The organism is Bacillus sp. SD127, assembly GCF_058566445.1.
In genome coordinates, this window is the sequence record NZ_CP191226.1 from 564,764 (window position 1) to 580,623 (window position 15,860).

The 15,860-nt window shown below is 40.0% G+C and carries 11 protein-coding genes; 5 read left to right on the top strand and 6 right to left on the bottom strand.

Annotation, left to right across the window (positions count from 1 at the left end; all coding sequences use genetic code 11):
* Positions 1–230 precede the first annotated feature (230 nt).
* Entirely contained in the window at positions 231–1,604 is a 1,374-nt protein-coding gene (locus ACQVGS_RS03010; protein WP_095712878.1) for a sugar porter family MFS transporter, read from the top strand.
* 46 nt (positions 1,605–1,650) lie between these two features.
* On the opposite strand, the gene gerBC is transcribed toward ACQVGS_RS03010, so the two are convergent.
* From gerBC to gerBA, 3 genes are read right to left on the bottom strand one after another with little or no spacing between them, the layout of a single operon-like run.
* A complete protein-coding gene (gene gerBC / locus ACQVGS_RS03015) occupies positions 1,651–2,775 on the bottom strand; it encodes a spore germination protein GerBC (RefSeq protein ID WP_151174572.1) in 1,125 nt (374 codons plus the stop codon).
* Positions 2,772–3,878: a spore germination protein GerBB gene (gene gerBB / locus ACQVGS_RS03020; RefSeq protein ID WP_106019660.1), complete on the bottom strand. Its 1,107-nt coding sequence runs from the start codon at positions 3,876–3,878 to the stop codon at positions 2,772–2,774. Before gerBB ends, gerBC begins: the two co-directional genes overlap by 4 nt.
* 5 nt (positions 3,879–3,883) lie before the next feature.
* Entirely contained in the window at positions 3,884–5,335 is a 1,452-nt protein-coding gene (gene gerBA, locus ACQVGS_RS03025) for a spore germination protein GerBA (protein ID WP_106019659.1), read from the bottom strand.
* A 266-nt stretch (positions 5,336–5,601) separates the two neighbouring features.
* Here gerBA and manA point away from each other — a divergent pair, with 266 nt between their 5' ends.
* Positions 5,602–6,552, top strand: a complete 951-nt coding sequence (gene manA / locus ACQVGS_RS03030) for a mannose-6-phosphate isomerase, class I (protein WP_024123059.1) — start codon at positions 5,602–5,604, stop codon at positions 6,550–6,552.
* Between the two features lie 131 nt (positions 6,553–6,683).
* Complete coding sequence (locus ACQVGS_RS03035; RefSeq protein ID WP_106021948.1) at positions 6,684–9,326, top strand: glucosaminidase domain-containing protein; 2,643 nt, start codon at positions 6,684–6,686, stop codon at positions 9,324–9,326.
* A 105-nt stretch (positions 9,327–9,431) separates the two neighbouring features.
* On the opposite strand, the gene ACQVGS_RS03040 is transcribed toward ACQVGS_RS03035, so the two are convergent.
* The 3 genes from ACQVGS_RS03040 to ACQVGS_RS03050 all read right to left on the bottom strand — a co-directional run bounded on the left by ACQVGS_RS03040 (position 9,432) and on the right by ACQVGS_RS03050 (position 12,829).
* Positions 9,432–10,754 (bottom strand): phage baseplate protein, encoded by a 1,323-nt coding sequence (locus tag ACQVGS_RS03040; protein WP_101861403.1) that lies wholly within the window; start codon positions 10,752–10,754, stop codon positions 9,432–9,434.
* A 129-nt stretch (positions 10,755–10,883) separates the two neighbouring features.
* Positions 10,884–12,026, bottom strand: a complete 1,143-nt coding sequence (locus ACQVGS_RS03045; protein WP_491830913.1) for a CDP-glycerol glycerophosphotransferase family protein — start codon at positions 12,024–12,026, stop codon at positions 10,884–10,886.
* Positions 12,027–12,058: 32 nt separating this feature from the next.
* Positions 12,059–12,829 carry a WecB/TagA/CpsF family glycosyltransferase gene (locus ACQVGS_RS03050; protein WP_024123055.1) on the bottom strand — a complete coding sequence of 257 codons (771 nt, stop codon included), beginning with the start codon at positions 12,827–12,829 and terminating at the stop codon, positions 12,059–12,061.
* A gap of 417 nt (positions 12,830–13,246) precedes the next feature.
* On the opposite strand from ACQVGS_RS03050, the gene tagD reads away from it, so the two are divergent.
* Positions 13,247–13,636, top strand: coding sequence for a glycerol-3-phosphate cytidylyltransferase (gene tagD / locus ACQVGS_RS03055; RefSeq protein WP_010332101.1), 390 nt, complete (start codon positions 13,247–13,249; stop codon positions 13,634–13,636).
* Between the two features lie 157 nt (positions 13,637–13,793).
* Positions 13,794–15,815, top strand: a complete 2,022-nt coding sequence (locus tag ACQVGS_RS03060; protein WP_491830916.1) for an alpha-glucosyltransferase N-terminal domain-containing protein — start codon at positions 13,794–13,796, stop codon at positions 15,813–15,815.
* Positions 15,816–15,860: the final 45 nt, after the last annotated feature.

The following is a 15,860-nucleotide window of genomic DNA, read 5'->3' on the forward strand; positions in this document are numbered from 1 at the left end:
ATGTTTTTGTTTTTAGAGATTTATGATGATGTGCTGAATCACCTTCTATTGGACGCCACTGGGGAAAAAAATGTTTCGGTGCAGTTGAAAAAAACGCCAGTAAATTAATGGATATTGGATGTCTGTACGTCTGCATAGGTTTACTTGCCGGAAAAATAGGCTAAAAGATTTCTAAAAAACTCCGTGGACAGTACCATTGGATCACTGATTGGAGAAAGGGAGTCATTTCTATGAAGAAGCAGTCAAATATATGGCTTTATTTTTTCGGCGCTCTTGGTGGCGCTTTATACGGCTATGATACCGGCGTCATTTCGGGAGCCATTTTATTTATGAAAAAGGATTTAGGCCTCAACGCCTTTACAGAGGGACTTGTTGTCAGCTCTTTATTAATCGGAGCAATACTCGGTTCCGGAGCGGCTGGCAAGCTGACGGACCGTTTTGGCAGGAGAAAAGCGATTATGGCTGCCGCGCTGCTGTTTTGTATAGGAGGATTGGGAGTTGCGCTTGCGCCAAATACAGGAGTGATGGTGCTCTTTAGAATCATTCTGGGACTGGCAGTCGGAACATCGACAACGATCGTGCCGCTGTATTTGTCTGAGCTGGCGCCAAAAGAGAAACGGGGTGCGCTTTCGTCCCTCAACCAGCTGATGATTACGGTCGGTATCCTGCTTTCCTATATCGTCAATTACATATTTGCCGATGCGGAAGCGTGGCGCTGGATGCTTGGATTGGCTGCCGTACCATCATTGCTCCTGCTCATTGGTATTTTGTTTATGCCTGAGAGCCCGCGCTGGCTGTTTACAAATGGTGAAGAGGGCAAAGCGAAGAAAGTTCTTCAAAGATTGCGGGGAACAAAGGATATTGATCAGGAAATCCATGATATTAAAGAAGCGGAAAAAGAGGACGAAGGCGGTCTGAAGGAGCTGTTCGATCCGTGGGTGCGCCCGGCGCTGATTGCCGGATTGGGACTGGCGTTTCTGCAGCAATTTATCGGTACGAACACAATCATTTATTATGCGCCGAAGACCTTTACAAACGTCGGGTTCGGAAACTCCGCCTCTATTTTAGGAACGGTCGGAATCGGAACAGTGAATGTTCTTATGACTCTTCTCGCCATTAAAATCATTGATAAAATCGGCAGAAAGCCGCTGCTGTTATTCGGGAATGCCGGCATGGTGATCAGCTTGATTGTCCTGGCTATGGTGAATCTCTTTTTCGATAACACCCCGGCCGCATCATGGACGACAGTCATTTGCTTAGGCGTGTTTATCGTTGTGTTTGCCGTCAGCTGGGGCCCGGTTGTCTGGGTGATGCTTCCTGAACTATTTCCGCTTCATGTGAGAGGCATCGGTACTGGAGTCTCTACCTTGATGCTGCACGCTGGAACTTTGATTGTTTCACTAACCTATCCAATTTTAATGGAAGCGATCGGCATCAGCTATTTATTCCTGATTTATGCTGCGATCGGCATTATGGCGTTTCTATTTGTCCGGTTTAAAGTAACAGAGACGAAAGGAAAAAGCCTTGAAGAAATCGAGCAGGATTTGCGCGATAAAAACGGCCAGAGTGGATCGGCAGGTAAACAGCAGACAGCGGGAACGTAAATCATATTCAAAAGGGTGCTGCCAATAGGCACACCCTTTTTGCTGCTTACCTTCCAACTGTTCCAAAATTAATGATTTTGAACGAAATATCGTATGTGAACTCTGCCTCAGTGAACGTTTCATCCCAATGCCCTTTTACTTTATCCCAGTAATCCGGGTATTGAATCCGAACGTAGTCAGATAAAAAGATAGGGTCTGCTTTATACGTATGCTGCAGCTGATCCATAATCTGCTTGATATCGTGTTTCAGCTTTTTCTCAAAAATGTTTTCCAGCTTGCGCAAATAGCTCTCGCTAAAAGAGTTTTCTCTTGGACTCTGATCTTCTGTCAGAATGCCTGTTGTTTTGACTGAAATATGAAAGACAGGCTTTCCATTCTGAATGGCAGGTTTGATTTTTGATTTGGACTTCTTAATCTCAAATGTAATCGGATGTCCTTTTTCTTCCGCCGGCATGACGCCGCCTTGGATTGTCCCCATTACCCATGTCAGCGCTTGTGTTTCATCCGCTGAAAGAAATCCGACGAGTTTATTGCTGCCGCTTTTAATAATGCCAGCCCCGTCATACTTTGCTTTTCCCTTTTGGTTTTTCACGGCTTGGATGAGAAAACTGTAGCCGTTTTGGCAATAGATAGAAGCTCTTCCGATCCGAAGCGGCATCATAATTTTTCCGTTATATCCGCTGTTATTTGTCAGATCAATCAGCTTTTCGGAAGGCATCGGCAGCTGCTGCTTTGGACTTCCTTCCGTGAAAATTTCTCCAGCTTCCCCTCTGGCTGCCATCAAATAGCTGCTTCGCCTCAGCTCATCATCCCGGATAAAATGGTTGAACACTTGATCCATATTTTGATTTTTCATTAGCTTTTCTCCCAAAAGAATCACTTTTAAATGGTCGCTATAGATAGGAGGGTCCTTGATGGATACATCACTGACCGCTTCGAGAATGGTTTTCCCGCGGGAGGTCACATTGACAAATTCCGGTTTTCCTGATGCTTGGCTGTCTTCACTTTGGGGAAGAAGGTTTTGATAGGTTAATTTATACTGATGGTCATCAGTTTCATCGATAGCAAGTCCCCTGGCGAAAGACAGTTTTTCAATATTTTTGACATCCCAGCATCCGCAGAGCAGCTGCAGCATCAGAACCATTGCTGCAAGCTTTATTATTGTTTTCATTGCAGCTGCCCCCTCCCCAGCTTCTTCTGTACCCAGCTCAAAAACCAGATGAGAAATGGTATGATAATGACACCTAAAAATGCATATCCGAGAAGTGAACCGTAATAAAACACGGCATTAAGATCGTCAGGAAGCATTGTGAAGAAAAATGTAACAGCCAGCAGTGCAGCAAGCAGCCACGGATTGTTTTTATTTTTTAGGTGAAAGACATCTGTTAATCCGATATGCGCGCCTTTAAAAGAGCCGAGCATACATGCAAATTGCTGAGCTGTCCAAGTCAACTGTAAAAACAGGTCAAATCGTTCAATAAAAATCCCTGGGATTTCTAATGCGTGGATGAGTGAAATGGTCGGCCACGTCACTGTTTTAGCTTCAGCCACACTCATACAGCCAATGACAATAAACAAAGTAATGCTGTAGAAAACAGTTGAGGTTGCAATGCCCAAAGCGACAGCTTTTTTAACCTTCTTCGGATCTTTCATAAAGGGAATGAGATAAAAAATGACTTCAAATCCTGAAAAATACAAAAGGGTTTTAGGAAATAAAGAGAAAAAACTTTGGTAACCGCCTTCAAAAACGGGTCGGATAAAATCTAACTGAAACAAACGAAAGCTAAACATCAGAAGCATCAGAAAAATAATAATAGTGATAGGAAAGATATACGCATATACCTTCGCAATGGGGTAAACACCTCCGGCCACATGATAGATGGCAACCGCCAGAAAAATAATGACGACAACCGCCATCGGCGTGTTTTTTAATAGAAAGAATGCGACAACCTCTCCCAAGACCCGGGCTTGAAAGCATACGATACCGATAAAATAAAGGGTAATAAATAAATTCAAAATGAAACCGATAAATTTTCCGGCTGCAATACTGTTGAGCTCAAAAATTGTTTTCCCGCTGTTTCGTTGAAGAAAAGGCAAAAATAGCAGAGCATAAATAATAAAAATAACGCCCTGAAGCAGGATCATAATCCATCCGCTCGGACTTTCGGTTTCAGCGGCTGAGCGGGGAAGGGTTAAGACACCGGCACCGATCATTGTACTGCTTACCATAATAAGCGTCTGCATAAATGTAAGCTTGTCCTCTGATTGCATCATAGCCATCACCTTTGTCTGTTTTTATCTTTTGTGTCTTTACGGGTAGGTCTCCTTTTTAAAAATAGGGTAGGGATGCGAATCACAGTGTCCTTTAAATCTTGTCCGGGCTGTGCCATTATGGGAATAATGTAATCTTGGCCAAAGCTTTTCAGTCGCATCAAGTGGCCGATCACAAACAGAAAGACCATGATGACGCCATACATGCCGAGCATCGCGGCACTTATCATACCCGCAATGCGAATAATCCGCAGCGGAAAGTTATAGGCGTATGAAGGAACAGTAAAGGATGCCAATGCGGTAATTGATACAACTATGACCATCAGTGCGCTGACGATTTGCGCTTGTACGGCTGCCTGTCCAATGACAACGCCTCCAATAAGCCCAATCGTCTGCCCGATCGGTTTTGGTAGTCTTAAACCGGCTTCCCTGATCAGTTCTATCGTAAATATCATAATAAAAGCTTCGACAAAAGGCGGAAAGGGAACATTCAGCCTGCTGCCCGCAATCGAAATAGCCATTCTCGTCGGCAAAAGACCGGTGTGGAAGGAAACGAGAGAAATATATAAGCCGGGCAAATAAATGGTAATCAGGATGCTTGAATAACGAAGCAAACGAATAAGAGACATTGTAATCCAGCGCTGGCTGTAATCATCCGGTGAATGAATAAATTCATCCACCGTTGCCGGTACAATCAATGCAAATGGTGTACCATCTACTAATATGGAGACCCGTCCTTCTAACAATGAGCTTTCTACACGATCAGGCCGTTCAGTGCTTAAAATCGTGGGAAAGATTGAAAAGGGTTCATCTTCAATGAGCTGTTCAAGTGTGCCTGATTCGGGCAAATCATCTGTCGTGATGGATTTCAGCCGTTTAAACACTTCTTTTATGACATAATCAGGTGCAATATCCTGAATATAAGCGACAGCTATCTTTTTTTTCGTCCTTTTGCCTATTGTCATTTCTTTTATGACGAGATTAGGGTCACTCGTCCGCTCTCGCAAAAGTGCCGTGTTTGTCCGCAGTTTTTCAATAAAGCCAATCTTCGGCCCGCGTTCCACGATTTCTGAGGAAGGCTCTTCAAGGTTGCGCGTCATTAACGTTTTCGTATCAAATGCCAGCCCCGCGCTGTAACCATCGGCCAGCAAAATGGTATGTCCGGAAAAAATGAGCTGCTGTATTTCTTTTATTGTAGAAACAACGCTGTGATGATAGCCGAAAAAGAAAGCGGATAAATCTTCAATCAAGCCTTCTTTTTGAGCTAACGATTCTTTTTGTAAAGGAGAAATGACGTATTGCGCCAGAAGCTTATTTTCTGTCAAACCGTCAATATACAGCAGGCAAGCCTTCTGTCTGCTGTCTCCGAAAGAAAACGTATAAAACATGATATCGTCGTTTTGCCCCAATTTTTTTTTCAATGTTTCTACATTGCGCTGGAGATCAGAGTCGATTTGCATAGTTTCTCTCCTTTATAAAAACATATTGACGGTTTTTATTAATTTGTATCAAAAAAGGAGAATTATTCTTCATAAGGAAAAGGCTGAAACAAACCTTCTTGTGAAAGTGATATAATAAAAAGGAAGCGTTTTCTCAAAAGGGGTCATTGATACATAATGCTTTGTACATATGTTGTCATTGAAAAGCAGACAGACATAGGGGCGTTTGTAAGGGGCACGCATCGGGAAAATAATGATCAGCCATTTAAAGGGGAGGGGTACGGATCATGACGCAATCACCGATTTTTTTCAAGCCAGTGTTTAAAGAAAGAATCTGGGGCGGCACCGCTTTACGCGATGTCTTCGGGTATGACATTCCATCAGAAACAACAGGGGAATGCTGGGCCATTTCCGCTCATCCAAAAGGACCGAGCACTGTTGCGAATGGCCCGTATAAAGGAAAGACATTGACCGAGCTTTGGGATGAGCACCGGGAATTGTTCGGAGGCGTGGAGGGAGACCGGTTCCCGTTACTGACGAAGCTGCTGGACGTAAAAGAAGATATGTCTATTAAAGTCCATCCCGATGATTATTACGCTGGAGAGAACGAACAGGGAGAACTCGGCAAGACGGAGTGCTGGTATATTATTGACTGCAAAGAAAACGCAGAAATCATTTACGGACATACGGCGCGTTCAAAAACTGAGCTTGTCACAATGATTAACAGCGGTGACTGGGAAGGCTTGCTGCGAAGAATCAAGATTAAGCCGGGTGATTTCTATTATGTGCCGAGCGGTACGATACATGCTTTATGCAAAGGGACGCTTGTGTTAGAGACCCAGCAAAATTCAGATGCCACATATCGGGTCTACGACTATGACCGTCTCGAAACAAGCGGCAAGCCAAGGGAGCTTCATTTTGCAAAAGCCATTAACGCGGCGACCGTTCCCCATGTGGACGGATATATAGACGAATCAACCGAATCACGAAAAGGAATAACAATTAAAACGTTTGTCCAAGGGGAATACTTTTCCGTCTATAAATGGGACATTAATGGAGAGGCTGAGCTTTCGCAGGATGAGAGCTTCTTGATATGCAGTGTAATAGAAGGAAGCGGTTCGCTTACGTATGGAAAAGAAACATGCCCGCTTAAAAAGGGCGATCACTTTATTTTGCCTTACAATATGTCCGACTTCACAATTAAAGGCACATGCACACTGATTGTGTCACACATGTAAACTTAATCTCACTTAGAGATTAAGTTTTTTATTTTTTCAAAAATGGAATGGATTGACCTATAAATAGAGCATACGCGTGCCGATAAATAAACTAGTTTTATATACTCATTGAATAAGAAAGAGGAGAAGGAATGAAAAAGAGATTAATCGCACCGATGCTTCTGTCCGCCGCGTCCCTTGCCTTTTTTACCATAACCGGCTCTGCACAGGCTGCAGCGTATACGGACTACTCGATTTATAAGGTGGAGCCGGCAAAAACATTCAGTACAGAAAGCCAAGCCTCTCAGGCCGCCGCCAAATTGGAAAAAGACACAGGCTGGGATGCCTCCTATCAGGCTTCAGGAACAACAGCAACCTACCAAATTACCGCTACAGGCATACATAGCGAAGCACAAGCTAAAACCGTGCTGAGCGGACTGACAAAACAGACAGCCATTACAGGCACATCCAGTCCAGTCGGCAGCAAACAGCCGTATATGACCATCACGTCCGGCGCAATACCAAGTGAAAAACAGGCCAACACCCTGCTGGCCAAGCTTAAGCAGGAAACAGGGGTATCCGGCGCTGTGAAGATGTCCGGCACAGCCCAGTTTTACATGAACGTGGTTACCTCGGAAATAGCAGATGAGATGAAGGTAAAGGAGCTTATCCAAGGCCTGACAAAGAAAACGGGGATAAAAAGCACGTACCAGCCCGTTACTCATGAAGTGTCTGTAACAAGCATTCAATCAGGTGCTATTATCGGAGACAGCAAGGCTGCCCAAGTCAAAAACACATTCCAAAAAGAATCAGGACTGAAGGCATCATTAAAAGAAACAGCGAAAGGCCAGGCCTATTACACGTTTACAACAGCCTCTATATCAGGTGAAGCAAACGCCAAGACTTTGTTACAGCAGCTGAAACAAAGCACCGGAATTACGGGAAGCTACAAGTCAATCAATCAAAAAACTACAGCAGACGTATACAATGTCCAATCGGCTTATTTCAAAGGGCTGAATACAGTGAAGGATGCCATCAGCCAAATCAAGAAAAACACTGGGGTGTCCGGATATTATCAAAAGGTCGGCAAAAGCACATCATATACGGTAAACATGAAGAATTTGACAAAACAGCAGCTTCAAAAGGTCGACGCATTTTTCAAAAAGAAAAAATGGCATTACACGTCATCTGCCGTGAAAAAAACGGCAACATCATCTGCCTATCAAATTACGACTGCACAGATTTTAGGTGAGCAGCAGGCCAACAAAGCTGCAAATTTCTTCACACAGAAGAAAGTAAAGGCAACGAAAAAAGCGACTGGAAAAAAAGCCGAAAACCAATATCAGCTCATTTCTGAAGAAACAACAGACCAAGCAAAAGTTACAAAAGGTTTGAACGTTTTAAAGAAGTATAAGCTAAGTGCTGCAGCAAAAACAGTAAAAAAACAAACTGCCAACACGTTTAAAATTACAACTGAATCTCTGCTGGATGCGGCAAAAGTCAATGAAGCCATCACGTTCTTTAAATCAAATCAGATTTCAGCCGCAAGCAAAAAAACGGGTCAGACAGCAGGAAGTAAATATCAAATCATCACTGAGGCGATCATCAGCCAAGAGGACATCGATCGTGTACTTGCTTTCTTCAAAAAAAATAACGCCTCTGGCACAGCCGCGAAAACAGGCGCGACAGCATATACACAATACAAAATCCTGACATCTCAGCTCAGCAGCAAAACAGCATTGAACAATGGACTGAACTATTTTAAAGCTCAGCAGTTAAGCGCGAACTACACGACCAAAAGCAACACGCTTTATAAAATTAGCCTTAACGAGCAATTCACAGGCAATAGCGCAGCTTCAGCGGCATCAGCGAAGCTGAAAAAATTATATGGATGGACATCATCCATTGTAAAAATAAAAAACGGTCCGCAAATCATGAAAACGAATTATAATCTCTCGCTTCGTGATATGGTTCAAAAACAAATGAAAGTCAGCCCGCAAACCGACGGTGCAGCTTACGTATCCCTCGCGTATATCAATACAGCAACCTCTACGGTTACAGCTGATGTACTCAACATCCGGTCAACGCCGGCAGTCAGTCCGACGAACGTCATCGGCCAATTAATAAAAGGCGATAAAGTGAAAATCATCGGCCAGACAAACGGCTGGGCCAAAATCAATATGGGGTGGAGAAACGCTAGCAGCGATGAAGTAGGACAATACGTTGACCCGAATAACTTTTCCAAGGACAGCAAATACTACTTCCAATTTCTTAAGCTGTCACAGACAGCCGGCCTCAGCGTTGCCGAGGTCAATCAGAAAGTGCTTACGGGCAAAGGCATTCTGACAGGAAAAGCAAAGGCATTTATCGATGCTGCAACTAAGTACAGCATCAACGAGCTATATTTAATCTCACACGCTCTCCTTGAAACAGGAAACGGAACATCCGATTTGGCCAATGGTTTAACCTATAACGGAAGAACCGTTTATAACATGTACGGAATCGGCGCATACGATAGCAACCCGAACTACTACGGCGCCAAATACGCATACGAGCAAGGCTGGTTCACACCAGAAGCCGCCATTATCGGGGGCGCCAAGTTCATAGGCTCATCCTACATTCATAACACAGCCTACAATCAAGACACGCTATACAAGATGAGATGGTCAGCTACAGCTGCACACCAATATGCAACAGATATCGGCTGGGCGTACAAACAAGTAAACCGCATGTACAGCCTGTATTCATTACTGGATGGATACACACTGTATTATGATGTTCCGGAGTATCAATAATAGCAACTGAAAAACTTATGATTCGTTATGCAATCTCTCTTTGTTATTTTTTTTACTTTTTAAAAAATAGGCTGAAGCTCTGTTTGCTTCAGCCTATTTTTAATTTCATACTTCAATCTTGTCAGCAACAAACATAAATACGCTCATTCTTGAACCATTTGGAATGGCAGCATCATCAGGTCTGATTTTTGTGTTTCCTTTGATAAAACCTATCTCAAGAACATTTGATTTTTCACCGCCGGCAAAATACCAAGACCCCATGCGGATATCCTTCTGTTTTAAACGAAAATCTCCCTCTATTGCTTGATGAAGTAAACTGATATAGCGTTCATTTAAATTAACTTGGAGGTTTCCCCCTGTATTGATAGTAATATTTTGGACTAAATTTGATGTGTATGATGGTAAATAACCTGAAGCTGGAACCACCCATTTTTTATTTTGGGCATTATATTCTAATATGAATGTTTGAATAAAAGGTTGGAATCTCTCTGGTGATTTCTCTTGATGACCGACCGTTTTTAATAAAGGAGTCCGAATGATAGGTACGTGATTCATAAAATTTTCATAAGAGTGGTAGGCATAAATTCTACTTATTCTACTGCCTTCTTTACCGCTGGTGATTCCTACCATCAGAGATTTTGCTCCAGTTTCGGGATTAGTGTACATGCAAATCCCTTCAGGTTCACGGAAATTATTTTCATATCGATAAGAAAGGTCACTGCCAACAGTAATTTCTTTCTGTAACAAAATCTTACCGGAAGTATCGAACACAGTAATGAGGTTGGGATACGTTTTGCTGTTAGTATCTCCTGTATACCAATATAAATAGCCGTCATCTAAAAAGAACCCTTGTAAGTAATGAAGTTCTTCAGGAATGTTTATCGTATATAGAGGGTTATTTTTATTTGCAATTGCATCATCCAGGTTAAAGACTGTAACCCATTGTTTATTTTTCACTGTATCATATTGTCTGAGTGCCAGCTGTCTATTCTTCATATCAAGTGAAGGTGTAACCCTATGATTTAAAGGGAGATTAGAGAAGCGCTGAAGTTCCTTGGAATTTTCGTCTAAAGTAGCACCAGCTTTATATGGAAAACAAACTAAATCACTTTTATCTGTTTCATTCGGTCTATCGTATAGTGACCAGATATAAATGGTGCCGTTTCGGTTTTCAATCCCGATATTTGTGCCGTGTCCTCCATGTTTCAATAGCATGCTGTCTAATTGCAATCCCTCAAAAGAAAGACGGGTTATCCGAAAGCTTTGAGGGCTACCGCCTCCCATCCCGGTTGCCACTTGTGTCGTATAAATTTGATGATTTTTTTCGTCGAAATTAAATGATTGAAGGACCGTTTTGTCAGCAACACGAAGTTCAGTAAATAATTTTGGAGTTATTTTTGTGAAATTAAACAGTTCTTTTTGGGCCATATGTTCATCACCTCTATCAATTTTTGCTGCCACCAGAAGCAACTATTTATATTAAAGCAAACACACGTTCGGTAGTCAAGAGAAAAAAGAACACTTGTTCTATTTTTGAACAAGTGTTAAACAAATGTATTATATTTGATCTTTTATAAATTGTAATAGGTTCTTACTGGAGTTTCCTCTAGAATACATATTCCACTTTGCTGAAAAATCTTTAATTGCGGGAATATTAAAGGAAGCTCTGAGGATTTCATTCAGCAATGATTGACTGTCATAACAGGCTCTTCCCGGTATGACTGAAAGATAATTATCAATCAACCCACGTTCTTCATTATATTTCTTAAAATCATATGTGTAGAAAAGAATCGGTTTATTTAAAATAGAATATTCAAATGGAACGGAAGAGTAGTCAGTGATTAATATGTCTGCCGTTATAAGCAAATCATACAAAGAGTAATCTGAAACATTTTTAATATAATGACTAGAAGAGGTAAAGGCTATATTGTTTTGAACTGCGGGATGCAGTTTAACGTATAAAACATATTCTCCGTTTAACTGATGAATGAGTTGCTCTTCGGTTAAAGGCAATTGTATTGTGTTCATATCATAATCTCTAAAAGTCGGTGCGTAGAGAATGATTTTCTTTTTGTTTTTTTGAAAATCAGCATTCTTCTTTTTGTTATCAGTGTAATATGGATCAGTTAAAGGCACACCTGTTCTTAATAATTGATGATCCTTTACCCCAAAAGATTTCTTAAAGATATCTGCCATTTCTTCAGAGCCAACGGTTATATAATCAAAAGACATGTATACCTTTTTGAACCTTTTCAAATCAGTTTGTGTTCGTTGCAGGTTTGTTATATCCTCTAAACCAAATTTTTTTAAAGAGCCGTTTGCATGCCAGACTTGGATACACTTGGTTTGAGGCCGTTTATTTAGCACGCTTGTTAACAAGAAGTAATTATCTGTAAGAACGACTTTACTGCTAAACATGAGATAAACGGCTCTAAAAAGATGAATAGGACTTTTTTCTTTTAAAGAATATGCTTGGATCTGAGAAAATCGCTCAGCTATAGAGGATGCCTGCTGTGTATATAAAATGTTTAAAGTATATGGGTACTGTTTTCGTTCATATTCCTCCAAGATCGCTTTTGCGTTTGCTTCAAACGAGATAAGAAGTGTTACATTATTCCTTGGTTTAACCCATTGCAGAAAAAAGGCGATTGCTGATAACAAATACAGATAGCAATTCGCCAATAATGCTCTTATTTTCATTTTTATCAATCCACTTGTTTATATATTTTCGTTTATAACTGTTTTGTATGATCTTTTTCAGGTTTCGGATAAAAAGTCTTTCCGGTTTTTTCTTCCTTTAAAACAGCTAAAGCGTATTTTGGAATGCTGAGCATTCTTTTCCAGCGCCATGGATTTGTCACTAAACGATAAAGCCATTCCAAATTCAAACGAATCATCCAGGAAGGAGCCCGTTTGACATTGCCGCTAAACACATCAAAGCTTCCGCCGAGTCCTATTGAAACAGCCTGAGGGAATAAATGTCTATAGTTATGAATGAACTTTTCCTGATGAGGGTATCCTAATGCTACGAATACCATATCTGGCTTTGCATTTGCAATGTGTTTTGCTACTTTGGCTCTGTCTTGGACATATCCATCTGAATAGCCCGTGATTTGTATATTTGGATATTCAGAAGAAATTTTGGATACGACATTCTCTATAACATTTTTCTTCGCACCGTATAGAAATATACGTTTTTTCTTTTTGTTAGCAATGCCGAGCAACTCTTTAAACACGTCGAATCCTGCGATTCGGGATTGAAGTCTGCTGTTAGTCAATCGGGACATCATGACTACTCCAATGCCATCAGGCAAAATAAAGTTTGAAGAGGACAATACATTAAAGTAATCTCTATCTTTAATAGCCGCATATCCTATTTCGGGATTTACCGTAGAAATAAATGCCCCGATTTCCTGATCAATATAATGTTGTTCAAGGTGATTCATGAAGGATGTGAGGTCGCTGTTTACATAAGAAATATGATGAATAGTTTCAGTTTGCATGTCCGGATCCTCCTTCCCTTAATAAAATCTACTTATATAGTTAAATCCCAAGAGATAAAAAAACAAAATAACCTACCGTATATTTTAACATAAAACCCGAACAATGGCTTAACATTATCTTTACATTAAATTTAAATATGTTTCCATTTTTACAATTGGATGAACGGATGAACGATAATCCTTGCTACCAAAGGAGTTTTAGTTTGTTTACATATTTTGGATTGTTTTTCTCCGCATGAGCACTTAACCTTTTGTGGGCTGTATGCTATAATTAGTGATCAGTGAAGACATACGAGAAATATGTCGATATAAGGAATGTAAACAAAATAGTTGCACAGGGTATTTAGAATTCAATCGCTAACGACGGTAGTGTTTTTAATATTGTTTTTTTAACATTAGGAAGGAGAGTTTCTCTAAATGAAGAAAGTCATCACTTACGGAACTTTTGATTTATTGCATTGGGGTCATATTAAATTGCTTGAACGTGCAAAGCAACTTGGTGATTATTTAGTTGTTGCTATTTCAACGGATGAATTTAACTTACAAAAGCAAAAAAAGGCTTATCATAGCTACGAGCACCGTAAATTAATTTTAGAAACTATTCGGTATGTTGATGAAGTGATTCCTGAAAAAAGCTGGGAACAAAAAAAGCAGGATATTATTGATCATAATATAGATGTTTTTGTTATGGGGGATGACTGGGAAGGTAAATTCGACTTCCTTAAAGATCAGTGTGAGGTTATCTACCTTCCCCGAACTGAAGGCATCTCTACAACAAAGATTAAAGAGGAAATTGCTGGTATATAATTTGGGGTCCTGATATCATTGGCTTAATATCTAAAAAAGTACTTCTTATTGAAATAAGAAGTACTTTTTGATGCTTACATTGATTTTTATACAAATGTATCCGGGAAAGATATCAATTTCAATGAGCATACATTCTAGGAGCCGAAGGGAGTAAGAAATGTCTTTACATGCGGTGAGTGAATTTAATATAAAACAAAAAATACCTGACATGAATTATTATTTTATTTCTGGTGGCCTGCCGAGTAATTATGGAGGTCTGACAAAGTCACTGTTATTGCGCTCAAAATTATTTGGAGAAGAATGTAACAGAAAAACATTTTTTTTAACGTTTCGCTTTGATCTTGAATTGGCTTCTAAAAAGCAGGATTTGTATAAAAACGGTAAGATTGATGAAAAATATACAAGCGTTATAAATCTATATGATGATTTTTTAAGTGTGAAAACAAATGGGAAAAGATCATATGAGGAAAAATTAGGGCTTGAACAGATAAAAAAGCAAGCTGGTATGGGGAAATTCGCCAAAACTGTATCGAGGCTATTTGGCAAAAGAAACAGTGAAATTTCCGTAACTTATTATGCTGACGGAAAGACAATCCGTTATGTTGATTATTGGAATGACAAAAGTCAGCTTATAAAGCGAGAAGAATATACAAAAAACGGCGGTCTAGCACTTGTTACTCATTATGATGAGCAATTAAATAAGATGTTTTTGCAGGAATATGTCAATAATAAAAATCAAGTTTATTTAGACAAGCACTATGTATGGAACAGTGAAGAGAAGGATGTTCAATTCTCACATTTCACTTGGTATTCTTTAGAGGGCGAGAAAAAAGTTAAAGACGAATTGGAATTGCGTCAATTTTGGATAGATTATTTACAAAATGAAAACGATGTACCGAAACTGTTCCTAGTTGATAGCCGGCCTCAGGATAAGCATGTTTTCAAAGTGAAGAAATCACCTTCTGCTTATTATGGAGCTATCATTCATAATAAACATTACGGCAATAATAAATACCAAATCAAAGGCCGTTACAAAGAAGTATTCAGTCAAATGTATAATCTGGATGCTATCTTTTTTATAACGGAAGAACAAATAGACGATTTCAGATTAATCTCAGGAGATCAAGAGACGTTTTTCTTTACTCCGCATACAATCGATAAGCCGCTTAATCCTAATGTATTGAATGTGCCGAGTGAAAAATACAAAGCTGTCATTATTTCAAGACTTGCATCAATGAAGAATCTAACACATGCAGTAAAAGCTTTTAGCTTAGTAGTGAAAGAAATTCCCGAAGCTAAACTAGATATATTCGGATCTGGTGAAGATTTTGAAAAAATAAAAAAAGAGATTGAAGACCATAAACTTCAGAATAACGTCTTTTTGAAAGGTTATACAAATAATCCGGACTTGGAGTTTCAGAAAGCGTGGCTTACGATATCAACCTCCCACTTTGAAGGATTCGGTCTCTCAAATATGGAGGCGCTAAGCAATGGGTGTCCTGTTGTAACGTATGATTATGATTATGGAGCAAGGAGTCTTGTAACTGACGGAGTCAATGGATATGTCATTGAGCAGTATAATATAGAAAAACTGGCTGAGGGCATCATCACTTTAATGAGAGATGAAAAAACTCATCAGGAATTCTCAGAACAAGCTTTTAAAATGGCTGAGAAATATTCAAGATCCAACTATATCGGAAATTGGGGTTATGCATTGAACCGAATGATTGAGGTTCGTGAAGAAAAAGCAATGCTCTCTAAAAAGATAGGGAAAAAAGAGCTGCCAATCAGTTCATATACTAAGGATCAGGATGAGGTTGAACTTAAACTTGACCCTTACGCTCAGGAAGACTTAGTTAAACAAATAAGCTTAGTGGGCTTGGACAGAAAGAATAAGGCTGAGATGATTAATATTCCCTTACTAAATGACAGTCATTTTAGAATTGACCTGAAAAAAGATATTAATATTGAAAAAATAGCAGCTAACAAAACTCAGGTCATTGATTTTTATATTCGTTTTATTGGAACTAATCATATAAAAATCATGCGCAGGGTTTCGAGTGAAGAAATAAAGTTTGACAGGAATCATGTGATGACGGATCTTGGTTATTGCATAGAACCCTATACAACAGTAAAAGGTAATTTCTCCTGGAAATTAACGGAGCTGAAAGAAGGTTAATACCCTTAAGGATGCAGTGCTGTTATAGTGAACCTTATATAAGGA